Below are 17,783 nucleotides of genomic sequence, written 5' to 3'. Positions count from 1 at the left end.
CATCGCGCAATCATGGAATGACGTTTCAGGCTAGCAGACAGGGTTTCGAATAGATCAGATCTGTAATTGGAAAATCAGTACGATTGAGGAGCGGTCTCTTGGTGAGTTCTGCCAAGCGTTTTTCAGTTTAGCTTTCGTTTTGTCTGATCCTAAAGTGAATAGTTGCCCTTCTCGTTTCGTCTGGTTCTCTATCGGTCATCCGATTTTTTTCATCCTCCTTAGATATGCGCCTCCAGACTCTCTCTTTTTTTAAACGATCTTTGGTAGCTACGGCTTTACTTCTCTCGGTCTTTATCCTCGGTTGTAGTACCGGCGAAAACGCATTTAGAGAGGGGGACTACACGGAAGCGGCCCGACTTTCCGCTGATCGTTTGTCTCGCAACGCCAACAACCAGAAGGCGGCAGAGGTTTTCCTGCGGGCATACCCGCAAGCTAGAGAGGAGTGGTTGGGCAAGCTCAAGTTGGCGAAAGCTGATCTGACCGATCCATTTCGCTTCGAGCGGATAGTGCTGGCTTACGAAACGCTGCAGGATCTATCCACGCTCGCTGCCATGACTCCGTACGCTGGCAAGAAAGGAATTGAAATCAATTATTACCACGCGGAATTGGAAGGAGCGAGGTTGGACGCTGCCCAAGCTCGCGAATCCGCTGGCGACGAGCTGATGGCCAGTGGCGATCTTTATCAGGCTCGGGAGGCTCACTACCACTATGAGGTCGCCTTGCGCTATGTCGGCTCTAGGCAGGACTTGCAGCAAAAGCTGTCGGAAGCCCTTCGTCAGGGAACTCTTTGGGTGGGCGTTGACGAGGTCGTAGGCGAGGGGCACGGAGTCAATCCTACTCGCTTGGCGACCGCTTTAATTGAGGTATTGCAAGAGCGGCCAATTCACCAGTTTGTACGTTTCGTACCGAGTTCCCAATTGGGTGAGTATCCGGCTTCTCGGTACTTGGAGTTGAGCATTGGGGAACTGTCTTTGTCCCGGACCGAGCGGGAGGTCGGCAAGCAAGAGTTCAGTCGGATTGTAAATCCCTCTGCGAACGCCAACGGGGCGGACCCGATCGAGGTTTTTGCAAAACTCTATAAACGGGAAAAGGCCGTTAGCGCGACCTGTCCAGTTAAGCTGCGAATATTCTCCGGTCCTGAAGGCGAGGCTGTCTACATTCGAAGCTTTGTAGGTCGGAGCAAGTGGAGCGCTCGTTGGGATTTGCTCGAGGGCGATCAGCGGGCAGTAGAGGGTCAGGAGCTCGAGTTTTCCGAGCCTGAAGATCCAGAGTTTGTGGACATGGCGGATCTTTTGGCCTTGTCGATCGCCGAGGAAACCCGGGACTTACTCTCTCGGCATTTTCGTGATTCCTAAGACCGGTCAGATTCGCTGAGCGTTTAAAGACGACAAGTCCAAAAAGGGCTTGCGGCCAAGAGGGTGTTGAGGGAGATGATCGAGGCAATGAGCAACTCTACCCCTTGCCTAACGCTCTTACTGGCCGGCTTTGCCCTTATGTCCCCTTGCTCGGGGCAGCCCAGATCTAATCTGAGTTCGGAACCTCTAGCTTTGGTGGGCTCCTCTGAATACGCCGGACCGCTCTTCGAAACGATCAGCTCGGAGCAATCGGGCCTGACGTCTATCAACGAATATAGCCATCCGGAAGCGTGGAAGCGTTATTGGCATCAGTACTACAATGGTAGCATCGGGACTGCCGCGATCGTGGGTGATGTTAATGGGGACGAATTGCCCGATATATATCTAGTCAGCAAAGATTCTGCGAATAGCTTGTATCTGAACTCTGGTGACTTCCGCTTTGAGGATGTGACAGAGTCGGCGGGAGTTGCGGGAACCAAAGGCTTCGGTTCGGGCGCCTCGTTTGTCGATATCGATAATGATGGCGATCTGGATCTCTACACTTGTTACGTGGGGTCTCCGAATCAGCTTTTCCTAAACGATGGGACTGGTAGATTCGATGACGTATCGGAGGAGTGGGGACTCGCAATCAATACAGGTACCAATTCTCCGTCGTTTGCGGATTTCGACTGTGATGGAGATATGGATCTCTATTTGCAGTGCAACTTTTTGGAGTCAGCCAATAAGCCAGAGGGGATGCCCGATCTGTTGCTGGAGAATGTGGGAGGACAGTTTGTAGACATCACCGAATCGGCTGGAATCCATGGTCGAGGTCAAGGGCACGCCGCGATCTGGTGGGATTTTAACGAAGACGGTTTACCGGACCTCTACGTGGCCAATGATTTCGAGCCCGCAGACAAGTTGTATCGAAATAATGGGGATAAAACATTTTCGGATGTTATCGAAGACGTCGTCGTAAGCGCTCCCTATTTCGGTATGGGTGCGGATCTGGGAGACATCAACAATGATGGGCACATTGATTTCATGGTCGCCGACATGGCTTCGCCCGACCACGTGAAGCACCATGTTTCTGTGGGCACCCAAGGCTCGTACTTGCTCGGAATATCGAAGACGAAAGTGAGCCAGTACATGTATAATATGTTGTCCCTGAAAATAGGGCCTAGCCAATTTGCGGAGGTTGCCCAGCTAGCCGGGCTGCAAGCGACAGGGTGGACCTGGGCGGTACGGTTGGTCGACATGGATAACGACGGAAGCTTGGACGCTTATTTTTCGACCGGTATGATCCGTGAGTTCCACAATACGGATCTATCAAACCGTATGGGTAACGCTCGTAGCGTGATGCAACGAATTCGAGCCTACGAAAATAGCCCGCCGCTGCTGGAAGACAACTTGGCATTTCGTAATCTAGGTTCGTTGGAGTTTGTCCCTGTAGGAGAAGAGTGGGGCTTGGATTTGAACGGGATTAGCTTTGCAGCAAGTTTTGCAGACTTCGATCGGGACGGAGATTTGGATTTGCTGATCAATAACCTTAACGCTCCGCCCACACTCTATCGTAATCGTAGCGTCCAAGGAAATCGTGTTGTAATCCGATTGGAAGGTTCTGAGAGCAATCGTTATGGATATGGCGCGAAAGTGACGGCTCGTTCCAACGGGCAGGTGCAGACGCGTGAATTGACCTCGACGCGTGGTTACATGTCTCAGGACGAAGCGATTGTTCATTTCTCATTTGAGGATGCGGAATCGATAGAGACTCTCCGGATCGACTGGCCTAGTGGAGCTTGTCAAGAAATCGAGAACCTCCCTCTGGGGACCTTTTATCGTATAAAAGAAGCGAATACGGAAGAAGAAGCTGAACCTGAACATCGGACCCTGTTTTCCATTAGTTCGATTGAGGTACCGGACGATACTGAAAGCGAGGAAGAGTTTTACGATGTATTTGGAAAGCAAGCTTTGCTACCGTTTGACGAAACGTGGGAAGGACCTTTTATCTCGACAGCTGATTTGGATGGTGACGGTTGGATGGATGTGGTTATGGGCGGATCAACCGGACAAGAGACTCGGGTCTTTAGAAACGATAATGGCAGCTCGCTCGAGCTCGTAGAGTCGGATGTATTTTACGACGACTACGATAGCGAAGACAGTGGCTTATCCTTTTTCGATTACGATTCGGATGGCGACCTAGATCTGCTCGTTTTGGCGGGGAGTATGGAGTTGGACGAAGGTAGCGAATTTTACAGAGACAGAATTTACCTTCAGGGGGAGGATCTCGAATTCGAAAAATTGGAATACGATTCGTTTCCCGCACCTTCGATTGCATCACGTGGGCATGCCTTTCTAGATGTCGATTCCGATGGCGATTTGGACCTCGTTATTGGAGGAGGGACAAACAAGGACGCGTATCCAAGTAGTGGGGATAATGCTGTTTGGTTGCGAACGGAGGAAGGTTTCGAGCTCGATGAGCTAAGCGACTTTAGCCGAGCTTTTGCGAAGTCTGGCAAGGTTTCGGAGTTGTTGTCTGTCGATGTCGATGCGGACGGCGACTTGGATTTGGTACAAGTGAACGATTGGGGTGTTCCTATCCTTTGGGAAAATCGTAGTTCGACTTTGCTTAGAAATGACGGAGCCATGCCTGCTCGTGACATGCATGGACTTTGGCGATCAGTGGAAAGCGGGGACTTTGATGGCGATGGTCGTATCGATATCGTGCTGGGAAACATAGGACAAAACTCGAAATACAAACCAAACTCCGAGGAGCCAGTGGCTTTGTTTTTTCAGAAGAGGGATGGTGTTGGAGCTCAGCTCTTGGCTGAAACGGTGGAAGGGGAGCTCAGGGCGATGGAGACTAGAAATATCGCCGCTAAATCTTTTGCAGCCGAAATAGCTGCAAATACCTCGACCTATGAAGAGTACGCTCGAAAAACGATAGAGGAGATTTTTCCAAACCTAGATACGGCGTTCGAGAAGTATTGGATGGTTGAGAACCGAAGCCTGCTATTGCTGCAGGTTGAAGACATGAAGTTCGAAATTCGAGAGTTGCCTCGAGAGGCTCAAATCGGGATCGCCAAAGATCTTCTGGTGGCGGACTTCAATCAGGATGGCTGGGATGATTTGGTGATCGCTCATGAACCACTGCCACCGAATTCATGGGCGGGTCGCCGACTGCGTGGACACATTAGCTTTTTGTTGGGTGGACCTAACGCAGAATTTACGGCCCTTATGCCTTACGATTCCGGTTTAGAATTGGAAGGTTACCCGAGGTCGCTGGGCTGCGCCGATTTGAATGGTGACGGAAATCTTGAATTGTTGGTGGGAACCTCCGAAGGACCGCTTGTGGTGTTCGAGCTTAATTGACAAATACCGCTTCAAGCAGCCTTGCCAACGATGGCTTTGCCGGCTCACAATTATCTTATCGTGCCTACCCCAACGCTTTTAAAACATATCTTTGGACTGCTAGCGGCCGTTTCCTTGGCAGCTTGCTTTTCGGCTCAAGAGAGCTCTTCGAAAGAGCTGATATCCGATAAGTTGGCCGCACTCCAAGAGAGTGGCCCATCCTACGAGATCCTCTCGGATCTGGCCCGGCTTTATCGCGATGAAGGCGATATGATGAATGCGGCCAAGTATTTCCATTTGGCGAGTTCTCATGAAGGCGCTGGTGCTGGTCTCTGGGTGGAATTGGCTCGAGTTTATATGACTGCTGGCAAGCTCGAGGGAGCGAATGCCGTCCTGAAAAAGGGGATGGAGTTGTTTCCGGATGCCGCGGAGCTACTCTACGTGCAGGCGAGCGCTTATGTGCTACAGGGCAAGACTCCTTCTGCAATCTATTCGATGCAGAAGGCTTCCAAGCTAGAACCAGAAAATCCCAAGTACTCCTACAAGCTTGCTGAGTTGCTTTTTCTGCGTGGAAACGAAGAGAGGGCGATGGCTATTTTGGATCCAATGCTAGAAATGGACGAACCTTACAAGGATGCGGTTCTGCTGCATTCGCAGATATTATTTGTATCCGATAGTCAACGACAGGGTATTCGGCAGGTCGAAAAGCTTTTCAAGAAGGATGAGGACGATCTTCGAGTGAAGGAAGCCCTTGTCGCCATGTTGTTGGAAAATGCCATGATCGAAGCGGAAGCTGGTCGCGTTAGCAGGGCTGTGAAAACTTTGGAAGATGCGAACGAGGTAGTTCCGGGCGAGCCGGATATTTTGCTCGGTCTCGCTTTACTCGAGCATGAGCAAGGAGAGCCTACCAAGGCGATTGATTATTGTATGGAGATTTTGGAACGGCATCCGAAGGATCTCAAAGCGTACGACTTCTTGGGGCGTCTTCAACGCGTAGAGGGAATGGCGGATAAAGCTGAGGCTACTTTCCGAAAAGGACTTGAGTTGGCTCGGGAGGCGGGCAGCAAGGAGTTCATCGAATCCTTCAACAAGTCGCTTAGCCCATTTGACTAGGTCTCTTTTTTAGGCTGATTGAGTGGTATTTCAAGAAAGCACCAGTCCGGCCGATATTTGTATGTAATCCCCACACGTAGATCGAGTGGCCAACCCCTTTATTCCCCATGGCCAACATCCTTTTAGTAGATTCCGACGAAGTGGCTCAAAAGGCCATGAGAGGCATCGTTTCGCGAGCAGGGCACCGCTTTGCTACTGTTGAGTCAGGGGCCGAGGCGTTTAAATTTATCCGGTCTAATATCAAAGTAGATTTGATTTATGTAGAGTTGCGGCTGAAGGGCGATAGCGGGCTCAGCTTCGTTCAACAGTTGAAGGCGGACAGTTTGCTGCGGCTGATACCGATCGTTGTGTACACAGGTTATCCGGAAAAGGAAGGTGTGCGGCAGGCTTTGGAATTCCGGGTGCAGAACGTATTACTCAAGCCTTATCTAGAGGAAGCGGTTTATGCGGAAATTTCGAAAGCCAGATCGGATCCTTGGTGGCAAAAGAGTTTTGAGGCCGGTCATTTGGATTGGGATCCCGAACGTTTGGAAGGTATGCTTTGCAAGTTGCGGGCCGGTTTGGCAGCGGGCCGTTCTACCTTTGAAAAGTGGAAGGTCAGCTCCGGACAACCAGCTGAGAAAGTGATCGCCTGGTTGAAGCAAGTATCCACCGTTGCGGGTAATGCAGGAGCTCATGCGGTTTCGTATTGCCTGGATGAGCTTTGTCTGAAGGCGTCTGTAGGTGAATGGCCCAGCGGCAAAGACAGTGCCGCTCCACTGGGCTTTGCTTCGGGGATGATTGACTGTTATCTCAATCCTGACGAAGTGCCCGATGGGTTTAAGACGGAGGAGGAGCAGAATTCAGAAGAAGAAGCTCGCGAGAGGGCCTATTGGTCTAATGCGTTTTTGGAAGATCGCTGTCCGGTTGTCGGAAGAGCTCAACTTGAAAAAGAATTGGATCGCTTGGCGAGTTGTCCAACTGCGGAGTCTATCGTCGCCGCGTTTAAGATGTCAGCAAATGGCAAGAGTACCTCCCTGGCTCCCTTGCTCGATTTGATTCAGAACGACCCCGGTTTGAGCTCAACGGTTTTGGGTGCGGCTAACAGACTGAAGAAGAGTGGCGATTCCGATCTAGGTAGCGACATCGAGGATACGCGTATAGCGGTAGGGCAGCTTGGCGAAAATCGGCTAGCAGTTATGGGAGGCGAGCTGGAAGCGGTCGAAGAACGTATGTTCGAGTTTGATAGGCATTCCAGCTGGAGATCCTTCCGTATGTTTCAACTGGGTACAGCAAGAATCGCAGCCTACATTTGCGATCAACTGGATTTGCCGGATCTTCGTTCGGCCGCCTACACGGCTGGCCTAGCGAGTGATATCGGTAGTCTTCTGCTGGCGCGTCTTCACCCCTACGCTTATCCAGCTATTCGTGATCATGTTAAGCAATTTGGACTGACCGAAGCTGCTGCGGAAAAACAATTTTTGACCTGCTCGACTCGGGAGCTCGCTCACTATTTCTCTGAAAAACAGGGTCTGCCGAAACGTATCGTTAATGTTTTGAAGTGGTTGGAGAATGTAGAGGACGCTCGGGTCGATAGGGAACTTGTGGCTGTGGTTTCTCTGGCCCGGCATTTGTGCGTGTTGAATAAGGTGGGGTATTGCGGACTCTCTAGTGAAGAAGAAACTGGGGGGCTATCCCACCGAGAGGATTGGCGTGTCTTGAGTAAACGTTTGTATCTAAATTTCGATATAGCGCGTTTCGAGAGACTCGTACGTTTGGAGTGCTCCGTGATCAAACGAGAGCTAAGTGGAGGACTCTCGTAGTCGCAATGTAATCAGAAGTAGGATACGAGTAAGAATTGGTAGACAACTGTAGAGCTAGGCGAAAAGCTGCGTTTATGGATTCGAAGGAAGAGAGCTTTTCGAAGGCTATTCTTGAAAGCATAGAGCGTCAGCCAGTCCTGCTGGGAGAGTTGCCAGAGGCGAAAATTTTGGAGTTGGGCACTTTCGATGAGCGTGGGCCGGTCCTGCTAGATTTTAGGCAGAAGCTAGGACATTTGTACGAAGATGCATTTTGGGCTCTCATGCAGTCCAGTCGACGTTACGAACCCATGGAGCGGAATATCCAGATATTCGGTCCGGAAGGAGCGACCTTGGGGGAGTTGGACTTTCTTCTCAAGGATTGTGAATCAGGCCGCTGGGTTCATGTGGAATTTGCGGTCAAGTTTTACCTAGCTTGGAGAGGCCACGACGGGTGTTGCCGCTTTATCGGTCCTGATCCTAGAGATTCCTGGGAATCTAAATTGGAACGCATGAAGGAGCGACAGCTTCGACTGGGCTTGAGCGAAGTGGGGGCTTCGTTTTTGAGTGAAACTTATGGAGTTGATGCTCTGGAAGTTAGGCAGCGAGTTTATGGAATAATCTTTCATCACATCAGCGATGTTAACTCTGAAGCTCCCGAAAGAGTCAGCTCGAATTACTCGAAAGGACGCTGGCTCTATCGCTCGCAATTGACGGAATTTCTCCCAAAGCCGGAAAATGTATGGGTGATTCCTAAATGTCTTTGGCCCTGTTCTATAACACCAGGTCTACTCAAACACCTGGAACAGTATCCCGCTGTTAAGTTACGTGAGTCAGCCAAGGATCACGCTATTATGATCTGGGATGACGCGAGATCGGAAAAGGTTTTCTTGCTGGAAGACTACTGGCCACAAGCCAGATTGAAGTAGTTCGCTGGAGTTTGGCATATTTTTCGAATATGGCTATAAACCCCTATTTAAAAAACGGGTATATAACTATTATTTTCCAAGTTTTGTGGCGGGGTCCCTCGCATATTCTGAAATCCTATTTTAAGGTGAACGTATGTTCGTCATTTGTGGGGGGAAATTCGCGGATATCTTGCGCGCGCTCTGCAGGCAGGCTCGGTTAGTACCGCCTGCCGGCTACGCTGTCTTCCACTTTCTTTTCGCCAAGGTGAAGATCCTGAAGGGTGACTGGCAGAAATCTGTTGTCGCAGCGTCGGTTTTAGTGAGCACCTTTGTCACTGCGGTCGCAGCTTCGGATCAAGTAAGCGGGGTGCCGTGGTATTCGGTTTACGAGCCGGAAATGACGGGTGCGAAGTACGAGATAACCAATCTCTCGCTAGATCCGTTGGGTAGGATGGTGGCAACTAGCGGGGAGAAGCTGTTGGTATATGATGGGGAACATTGGATCAGCTACGAACCCAAGTCCGAGGTTTACGATTCAGCTCCTGTTTTGTACGCAGCGACTCGAGGTCCAGATGGAAGGTTTTATTGCAGCAGCAATCTGGGGATCAGCCGCATCATCCTATCGGGAGATTATCGGTACGAGCTGGTTCCCATCGAGGGCGCTGAACGAACCGAGGATATGCATCTCCGCTACAGTTTTGTTCATGGGCCTTACGTTTACTTTTATGAGTACAGCGATATCGTGCGTTTTGATCCTGTATCAGGTACGATCGTATACGATGCGATTGAACGGCACGCCTCTTCTCAGTTTCTTCCCTTGGGCGAGGACATCTTAGAGTTCGGTACAGCTCTAAGTGTCTATCTGAATGATCCGGAAGGAGGTTCTACCGAGATTGATACGAGTTTGGTCAACGACGGGCGGTACGAGACGCGTACCGCAGCCCATTGGAACGGGCAAATTTATTTGGGAACGGATGCTGGGGTTAGTGTTGTGAAGGACGGGGTAGCAGTCCCTTGGGATTGTGAAATAAACGAGCTTGAGACCCGAAGCGTCGCCGCCATGACCCCGCTGTCTGATGACTACCTCGCGGTCTCGATCAAGTCGCAGGGCGTCTACGTCTTGGATTCCAAAGGACGGGTTGCTCAGTTGCTGGACCGCCAAATTGATCATCGTTTTGGCGATATTCGGAATCTTGTGAGCGTAGGGAATCATGTGCTTTGGGCCTCTTTCGGGCGCAGTGTAGTGCGTCTGGACTTGCTAAGTCCGCTAACCAATTATTCCGCCCTCATTCCCTATGCGACCATCTACCCCCGGTTCTTTGAGCATCGAGACAAATTGCATCTGGTTACTGGGGGCAAAATCGTCTCGGCCCAGTATTTCGAGGGTGGAGCTCTGAAAGGGTATAAGACTCTGTTTGATCAAGCGCCCGAAGCCATCGTTTCAGCTGTATCCACCGAAGATGGCATTGTTTGTACCGACTATGATTCTGTTTACTTACTTGGAGACGATGGCTCTGTCCAAACCATAGCTGAGCTCGACGAAATCAACTTAGTCGTACGGCCTGCAACTGAGGAGGGTTACCTTTTGGCTGCCGGGCCAACAGCGATTTACCTTCTCGAAAAAGTCAGTGGTGAATGGCGTTATAGCGGTAAGTCAGTGCCTTCTGATGGGCAGGTCATTTTCTCTGTCGAATTAGATGATGGAAGTGTCTGGTTGGAGCAAGGACCGGGCAGGTGTCTAAGAGTGGTGATTGATGAGGGAGCGATCCAGGCAACTCACTTTGGTACGGATGATGGACTTTATCCCTCATGGGTTAATATCTGGAAGTATGGCGACCAAATCTGCTTTGGAGCTGAGCAGATGTTAGAGGTTCTTACTTGGACCGAGGAGGGTGGTTTTGAGCCTTTTGTCCGAGATTCTTTTCCTTGGGTAAAGGATTTGAATGGCGTTACTCGCCCCGGGTTAGATACGAAAGGCAACCTGTGGGTGCCAACGAATGGATCGCAGCATGTAATCTTAAAACCAGACGCTTCCGGGACCTTTGAGGTGGATAGTACAAAGCTTTCCAAGCTGGAGGGAGAAATCATCATCAAAGCGATTCCACGCCAAAATGGATCGGTCTGGCTCATCGGGAGAAATCATGTTTACCACTATGATCCGCTTCGAGAAAATGGTGACGGCGGGAAGGGCGAGACTGTGGTCTACCAAGTTGAGCTGGTCAGAAACAACGAGGTCATTTATTCGCTCGACGACAAGAGGGAAGGGAAGCCGCTCGACCTACCATTTGCCAGCAATAAACTTCGTTTTCAGATAACGACTCCAAGTATTGGATACGTTGGTGATGTATCGCACGAGTATTTCTTAGATGGTGTTACTGAAACTTGGACCAAGGTGGCTACCTCTGGAGAGCTCCTTTTGCTCAATTTGCGCGAAGGCAATTACACACTCAAGGTTCGAACGCTTTTTGACGGGGTTCCAAGCGAAAGCGTAGATAAAATGAGCTTCACCATACGGCCTCCATGGTTTCGAAAGGATGCCGCCTATTTTGGATACGCTCTCGGTTCGATCGTGTTTGTTTTAGCGCTGGTCCATTTCTTCCGATTCAGATCCGAAAAGAAGAATAAGTTACTGCAGGTACTCGTACAGGAAAGGACAGAGGGGCTCCGCAAAGCGAACGAACGTCTAAACGACGCGAATCAGCAGCTCTATGAAATGTACGAAAAGACCAAAGCAGCCGACCAGGCGAAAAGCACGTTTCTAGCTACGGTAAGCCACGAGATGCGTACACCTCTCAATTCTATCATTGGTCCTGCTGAACTGTTGATGGAGACGCAGAAAGGCGAATTCCAGCAAAAGTTCTTGGGACTCATAAAAGCGGCGGGATTGCATCTTTTGGAATTCATCGACGATGTTCTGGAGTTTAGCGCGTCCGAATCTACAGAAAGGCCTTTCGTGTACGAACCAGTACATGTGAAGCAACTGCTTCTTCAGATATCGGACTCGATGATGATCAAGGCGAATGAGCTAGGTGTCGCTCTAAATTTTGAATTTCAGGAAGATTGCCCAATGTATTGGAATGCGGATACGAAAGCAATTAACCAGATCGTAACGAACCTTCTCAACAATGCTTTCAAGTTTACCAAAGAAGGAAGTATCACGTTATCCGCCGGTGCCGAGCAGAACGATGCAGGTCAGCCTTTGCTTGTCATGAGCGTAAAAGACACTGGAATCGGAATCTCGAAGGATGAACAGGAGAGTATCTTTGAACCCTTCCATCAGGTTGAAAACACGTTTACGCGGCAATACGATGGAGCGGGGTTAGGCTTGGCGATTGTGAAGCAGATCGTGGATCGCATGGAGGGAGCGATCGTTTGCCAGAGTGAGTTGGGCGAAGGGTCCTGTTTTAGAGTTGCCCTGCCGTTAGTTGTCGCGAATGAGGAAGAGGAGGTTGGGTATCAGTTGCGAACTTCGGCGGGTGCCCTAGAGTTAGAGGGAAAGGCCATCCTGCTGGTTGACGACAATGTCCCGAACCGTGAGGTCGCCAAGGGAATCCTATCGCGATTTAAGTGTGAAGTGGTGGAAGCGGAAAATGGCAAGTCGGCTATCCTGCTGGCCAATTCGCGCAAGTTTGACCTGATCCTTATTGATATTCGCATGCCGGTGATGAGTGGACTCGAGGCGAGTAAGTGGATCCGAAATGAAGAGAACTTGAATGTGAAAACCCCGATTGTCGCCCTTTCGGCATTTCTGTCCGAGTCGGTCAAGATGCAGTGCGAGGAAGCCGGAATAGATGGATACTTGAGCAAGCCGGTGGTCCCAGAGGTTTTGGCTAATGTGATTTTCGAAAGCCTGAAAAAGGCGGGGTGATAATGCTGGAGCGTCGTGCTGGCAGGGATTCGTTTTAGGATGTGCGGGAGCCAGAAAGGGCCAATTGATTTCGATCTGTTTATGAGTATCTTATGGGGTTGATTTCCCGAGCTTTCCTCAACCCTCAACCCCATCGCATCATGAATTCCCCTGTCTCCGATCTTCTCGCAAAAAAATCAGTCTCTTTGCTTACCGTTAACCCTGACACTTCAGTGTTGGAGGCCGTTGAGATCATGAATCGGGTAAAGGTGGGCTGCGTAATGGTTATGCAGGATAAAGCCCTAGCGGGTATCTTCACCGAGAGAGATGTCTTGCGCCGAGTTGTGGCCCAAGGGGTCGATGCATCGCGAGTCGCAGTTTCAGAAGTTATGTCTAGCCAGCTCGTCACCATCGAGCCAAGCACAGAGGTTGGTCATGCCATGGATATCGTAAATGAAAACAAGGTCCGCCATTTACCTGTGTTGGAGGATGGCAGACTCATCGGGTTAATTTCGGCGGGGGACTTAAATCGCCACCTCACTGAAACCTTCCGTAAAGAGGCGGGCACACTTATGAGCTACCTGTCCGGAAGTGGTCTCGAAGTTTAGCTTCGCGTAATTCGTAAGCCCGTTTTGGAGACGCTTCAAGCCGCGAGACTAGCTAGCGGAATTGGTTGGGGCCTTCCATGTAGTCGTAGTCTTCTTCAGCCAGTCGCTTGCAGAGGAATTCCCTGTCGATCGAATGCGTCTTGCACAGCTCGTCTAGGGAATCGAAATGGTTCCGCAGGGCGGTGTTGATTACCCCGACGAGGAGGTTTGGGTCCATGGAATCTATTTTGCTCCAATCCATATGGGCACACTTTTTCGAGTCTCAAAGCATCCTTCAAGGTTCAATTCCTCGATTGGTTCAAAGCGTGCAGTCGAGTCAGGGCGGTGAGGAAAGCTTATGATATAGGTAAGAATAAATCGACATGACGGCTCGGTCTCGTATCCGTCCCCCTTATGTCCTCTTCCTCCCCGTCCTCGAATTTACCTCCCAGCCGCCTTGGTCTAATAAAAAAGATAGGGCCTGGCATCCTTATGGCGGGAGCGGCAATCGGCGTCTCTCACATCGTGCAATCGACGAGAGCCGGCGCGACCTATGGAATCGGTCTCGTTTGGTTGGTGTTGGCGGTTAACATTTTGAAGTATCCTTTTTTCGAGGCTGGCCATCGCTACACGGTGGCTACCGGCGAATCCCTTTTGCATGGCTATCGGAGGCTTGGTCCGGCTTTCCTCTACGCGTTTCTTTTGCTCAACACGTTTACGGCGGTTATCAGCATCGCAGGAACCTGTTTCGTGACGGCTATTCTCGCTCCCAAAGTCCCCGGGTTGGAGTGGTTGAGTCCGACTCACGTGAGCGCGATCCTGCTTATTTTCATCATTGGGCTAGTCAGTATCGGGCAATACAGGTGGCTCAGTCGGATCATCAAGCTGATGATGGTGGTGCTTTTCTTCGCGACCATCGCTGCCTTTTTCCGTTCGATTGGCGTTGCCAATGAGCCGACGGAAGGGTTCGTCCCGCCCGAGTTTTGGACCGCCGCGTCTCTTCCCTTTTTGGTCGCCCTGATGGGCTGGATGCCAGCTCCTATCGAATTGTCGGTTTGGCAATCGCTTTGGGTGCAGGCGTGCGAGAAGGAGAATCACGAGCGAACTAGTCGCCGGGAAGCTAGTTTCGATTTCCACATAGGCTATGTAATGACGACACTGCTCGCGGTGATGTTCGTGGCTCTCGGCGCTTGGGTCATGTACGGATCTGGCGAATCCTACGCTGCTTCGAGTGTGGGATTCACCAAGCAGTTTGTATCTTTGTACACTAGCAAGTTGGGGGCTTGGACTGCCCCTGTGATCTCGGCGGCCGCATTTACGACTCTGCTTTCCACGACCATCACGGTGGTGGATGCATACCCTCGCTCGTTGGCAGCGGCGATTCGAGTTGCCAAGCCCAGCTTGAAGGGCAGCGAGAGGATGTGGCATCTGGTTATGATGATTGGTGGCAGCATTGGGGGCTGGCTAATCATCGCTTATTCTGCCCAGAACCTTACGGCTTTGATCGATCTGATAACCACGGCGGCGTTTTTGACCGCCCCTGTTTTCGCCTACCTGAATTTACGCTTGGTGGCATCTGATCATCTACCAAAAGTGTTCCGTCCTGCTGCCTGGCAAGTCGTGCTTAGCTGGCTTGGCTTCGCCTATTTGACGGGTTTCTCGCTGCTGTTTTTCTGGCAGCGCTTCCTCAGTTGACTTCGCTAAGAATAGCCGAATTCAAGCGGGAGAGTTGAACGTTCCAGCGTTTATGTCTGGTTCTACACCTGTCGTCATCTCAGTTTGCGCGTTCGTCGCGTCGCTCATTTTTATACCCTATAAGTCAGAGGCCCAAGAGACCAACCTGCTTCTGGACTACATGCCGCCTGCACATGCTAAGCAGCTTGAGGAGTTGATGCCGGGGGCGGAGGTTCTTGGAGGAGGGGTTCGGTTTTTAGAACTCGAATCCGGAACCGGCGACCTAATTGAAGAGGGTGATCGAGTGGAAGCGATCTACACGGGCCGCTTTTTGGATGGGACTATTTTCAACCAGAAGACTGGGCGCTTCCACACTTACCATTTCGAGGTGGGGGCGGATCCCCGGCAGATTATCGAAGGTTGGGAAGTCGGGTTGCCGAAAATGCAAAACGGAGGGCGGTACCTATTGGGAATCCCTTCGCAATTGGCGTATAAGGACAAGGGGCGTCGAGGTCAGGTACCTCCCTTTGCTACTGTTACGTTTGAGATCAAGATACTGGACGTCGACTATCGTTAGAAGTACCTCGAATTAGCCTACAGTATCACTTTCCGAATACGTATTCGGAAATTACCTACTATCTTGTGGTGCTTGGCGGCATGGTAGCTGCTAGTGCATTGATGTGCCTTTTAGTAATCCCGCACCTTTCCACCTACTTCTGAAAAAATGGCCGACGGCCATCATTTGTTGGCTCGTTTCCCTTTCGATTCCGGTCTTTGCGGAGGAAGAGCCGCAATTTCCGGAGGACGTACAGATCCGCTACCATGTGCCGGTCCCCATGCGAGATGGGGTTGAGCTGGCGACTGATGTTTATTTGCCTGACTCCAGCGGCGGGCCCTTTCCGACCCTGTTTGTGCGGGATATCTACTCGAATGGAGCTTCCGCGGTCCGGCAGCGGTATGCGAAGCTGGCGACCGCTAGTGGCTACGCCTTTGTTTTTCAGATTTGCCGAGGGCGTTACGATTCGGAAGGCGACTGGTATCCATATTTTCAGGAGCAAAACGATGGCGATGATGGATTGAGTTGGATAGCCAAGCAGGAGTGGTCAGACGGGCAAGTGGGCATGTTTGGAAGCAGTTATCTCGCTTCTGTTCAGTGGCTGGCTGCTCTGAACGACAATCCAGCTCTCGTGGCTATCGCTCCGGGGGTTAGTCCGGGCAACTACTATCGGGATGTGGCTTATCCTGGGGGAGCCTTCTCGCTCCTAAGCCGAGCCAGCTGGGGTATCGGCTTGGCCGGATCTCGGACCATCATGTCGTATCCGATTTCTTGGGAGACCTCCGTCGAGCACCTGCCTTTGAAAACATTGGATAAATCGCTCGGTTTTGATGTCCGCCATTTTCAGGACTGGCTCGACCACCCAAATTACGACAGCTACTGGAAACCGTTGAATTTAGAGGTCCGGGCTCCGGAAATGTCTGTCCCGGCCTTGAATATTGGTGGTTGGTACGACGCGTTTTTACGCAGCACTATTGGTAGTTACGTGACCATGACCAAGGAGGCTAGAACCGAGCGAGCTCGCCAAAATCAGAGATTGGTGATTGGGCCTTGGCCACATGGTTGGAATCGCAAAACCACCACTGGCGATCTCGATTTTGGGCCGGATGCCCTGATTGATTGGGATCGCCTGCACTTGGACTGGTTCGATCACTGGCTGAAAGGGGAGGAAGTCGAAGAGCAGGCTCCTGTTCAGATTTTTGTTATGGGTGACAATGTATGGAGGGACGAATACGAATGGCCTTTGGCTAGAACCGAATACACTCCCTTTTATTTCCATGCAGATGGCTCTCTTGATTCTGTTACTCCGGAAGGCGAGGTATCGCCGCTTAGTTACGTCTACGACCCGACAGATCCGGTTCAAACCATCGGGGGCAACATCATGCGAACCCAAGTCAGGGGGCCGAGAGACCAACGTCCGCTCGATGATCGAAAGGATATCTTGCGGTTTTCGACTGCTCCCTTCGAAGAGAAAATGGAGATTACCGGGCCGCTGACAGTTAACCTCTACGCGAGTAGTTCTGCCAAGGATACCGATTTTATGGCGAAGTTGGTAGTTGTTCGCCCAGATGGATTCAGTTTCAATCTCGCTGACGGAGTCATAAGGGCTCGCTACCGACAGGGCTTCGAGCAGCCTGTGTTGATAGAGCCAGGAGAGGTATTGCTTTACGAGATCGATGTCTGGGCCACTAGCTATGTGCTTCAGCCTGGCGAGCGACTCCGGGTAGACATCACCAGCAGCAATTTCCCGCGCTTGAATAGAAATCCGAATACAGGAGCTGCATTTGGCGAAACGACAGAGATGCAGTCGGCCACACAGACTATCCATCTCAGCGAGACTTATCCGAGTCATATCGTTCTGCCTGTCATTCCGAAGAAAGACTAGAGTTTACCCCCAATTATTCGGGCCGCTTCGCTTTTTAGTTTGCAGGTTCGGCATTTTTCTGACCCCGATTATTTTGAACAAAGCCATTTGAAACCTCTCATGAAGTGCGAATCTTTTTACTCGAAGAAGCTGAATCTAGTACTGGAAGTAATGTCTGGAACGGTGACGGTGGACGATGTTATCGAGCTAAAATCGATTCCAGTGAAGGAGGGCGTCGTCAATGCGATGACTCGAGTTTTGGTCCTTTGCGATTCGGAGATAAAGCTCACGGTTAACGAGGCTTACACGATCGCTCCCAGATTAATGGAGGAGCTTCCCGAGTATTCGGGCACGCGAACAGCCTTGGTCGCTTCACGTGCTTCTTCGACTGCGGTCGGTTTCGTTTTGGCGAATCAACTATCCCGCGATCAGAGTTTGGGAACGTTTTCTACTTTGGGAGCGGCGATGAGTTTCTTGCATCTGACTTCCGAGGAATTGAGTCGAGAGTTCCCTCAATTTACCACGTTTTCGGAAGCCTACGCGGAGTAGCTTTTTGCGGTTTTTGACACCTCGGTGTGCGAAGGACCGAGGCGTTTAGGGATCGTGGTGGTACGATCCGAAATTGGCCCTACGACTAAGTACTTCCCCTGAAAAGTGGCGGTATTTTGGCGGCTTCGGCGCACTCTAGTCATAGGCGTGCCTCGCATCGCTAATCTCACCGCTCCGAATGGAATGGACGGTTGGTCGGCACTCCATCCCCTATCATTTTAT

The 17,783-nt window shown here is 50.9% G+C and carries 12 protein-coding genes; 11 read left to right on the top strand and 1 reads right to left on the bottom strand.

Annotation, left to right across the window (positions count from 1 at the left end; genetic code table 11):
- The first annotated feature begins 224 nt into the window (after positions 1-224).
- The 7 genes from H5P27_RS11860 to H5P27_RS11830 all read left to right on the top strand — a co-directional run bounded on the left by H5P27_RS11860 (position 225) and on the right by H5P27_RS11830 (position 12,939).
- The gene (locus H5P27_RS11860) at positions 225-1,355 is read left to right on the top strand and encodes a hypothetical protein (RefSeq protein WP_185660603.1); all 1,131 of its coding nucleotides are present in this window, start codon (positions 225-227) and stop codon (positions 1,353-1,355) included.
- Between the two features lie 87 nt (positions 1,356-1,442).
- A complete protein-coding gene (locus H5P27_RS11855) occupies positions 1,443-4,706 on the top strand; it encodes a VCBS repeat-containing protein (RefSeq protein ID WP_185660602.1) in 3,264 nt (1,087 codons plus the stop codon).
- A 60-nt stretch (positions 4,707-4,766) separates the two neighbouring features.
- On the top strand, positions 4,767-5,798 hold the full coding sequence (locus tag H5P27_RS11850; protein ID WP_185660601.1) for a tetratricopeptide repeat protein: 1,032 nt from the start codon (positions 4,767-4,769) through the stop codon (positions 5,796-5,798).
- Positions 5,799-5,905: 107 nt separating this feature from the next.
- On the top strand, positions 5,906-7,600 hold the full coding sequence (locus tag H5P27_RS11845; protein WP_185660600.1) for an HDOD domain-containing protein: 1,695 nt from the start codon (positions 5,906-5,908) through the stop codon (positions 7,598-7,600).
- A gap of 74 nt (positions 7,601-7,674) precedes the next feature.
- Positions 7,675-8,505: a DUF1853 family protein gene (locus H5P27_RS11840; RefSeq protein ID WP_185660599.1), complete on the top strand. Its 831-nt coding sequence runs from the start codon at positions 7,675-7,677 to the stop codon at positions 8,503-8,505.
- A 244-nt stretch (positions 8,506-8,749) separates the two neighbouring features.
- Positions 8,750-12,352 carry an ATP-binding protein gene (locus H5P27_RS11835; RefSeq protein ID WP_185660598.1) on the top strand — a complete coding sequence of 1,201 codons (3,603 nt, stop codon included), beginning with the start codon at positions 8,750-8,752 and terminating at the stop codon, positions 12,350-12,352.
- A gap of 140 nt (positions 12,353-12,492) precedes the next feature.
- A complete protein-coding gene (locus tag H5P27_RS11830) occupies positions 12,493-12,939 on the top strand; it encodes a CBS domain-containing protein (protein ID WP_185660597.1) in 447 nt (148 codons plus the stop codon).
- 52 nt (positions 12,940-12,991) lie between these two features.
- On the opposite strand, the gene H5P27_RS11825 is transcribed toward H5P27_RS11830, so the two are convergent.
- Positions 12,992-13,180, bottom strand: coding sequence for a DUF4250 domain-containing protein (locus H5P27_RS11825; RefSeq protein WP_185660596.1), 189 nt, complete (start codon positions 13,178-13,180; stop codon positions 12,992-12,994).
- Between the two features lie 152 nt (positions 13,181-13,332).
- Between H5P27_RS11825 and H5P27_RS11820 the strand changes: the two genes are divergently transcribed.
- From H5P27_RS11820 to H5P27_RS11805, 4 genes are all read left to right on the top strand, one after another.
- Positions 13,333-14,613 carry an Nramp family divalent metal transporter gene (locus H5P27_RS11820; RefSeq protein WP_185660595.1) on the top strand — a complete coding sequence of 427 codons (1,281 nt, stop codon included), beginning with the start codon at positions 13,333-13,335 and terminating at the stop codon, positions 14,611-14,613.
- A 52-nt stretch (positions 14,614-14,665) separates the two neighbouring features.
- Positions 14,666-15,169, top strand: coding sequence for an FKBP-type peptidyl-prolyl cis-trans isomerase (locus H5P27_RS11815; RefSeq protein ID WP_185660594.1), 504 nt, complete (start codon positions 14,666-14,668; stop codon positions 15,167-15,169).
- Between the two features lie 103 nt (positions 15,170-15,272).
- Positions 15,273-17,033, top strand: coding sequence for a CocE/NonD family hydrolase (locus tag H5P27_RS11810; protein WP_185660593.1), 1,761 nt, complete (start codon positions 15,273-15,275; stop codon positions 17,031-17,033).
- A gap of 99 nt (positions 17,034-17,132) precedes the next feature.
- Positions 17,133-17,561: a hypothetical protein gene (locus tag H5P27_RS11805; RefSeq protein ID WP_185660592.1), complete on the top strand. Its 429-nt coding sequence runs from the start codon at positions 17,133-17,135 to the stop codon at positions 17,559-17,561.
- The last annotated feature ends 222 nt before the right edge of the window (positions 17,562-17,783 follow it).

It is taken from the genome of Pelagicoccus albus (assembly GCF_014230145.1).
In the GTDB taxonomy this organism is placed as follows: domain Bacteria; phylum Verrucomicrobiota; class Verrucomicrobiia; order Opitutales; family Opitutaceae; genus Pelagicoccus; species Pelagicoccus albus.
This window is presented reverse-complemented; position numbering and strand designations above follow the sequence as displayed.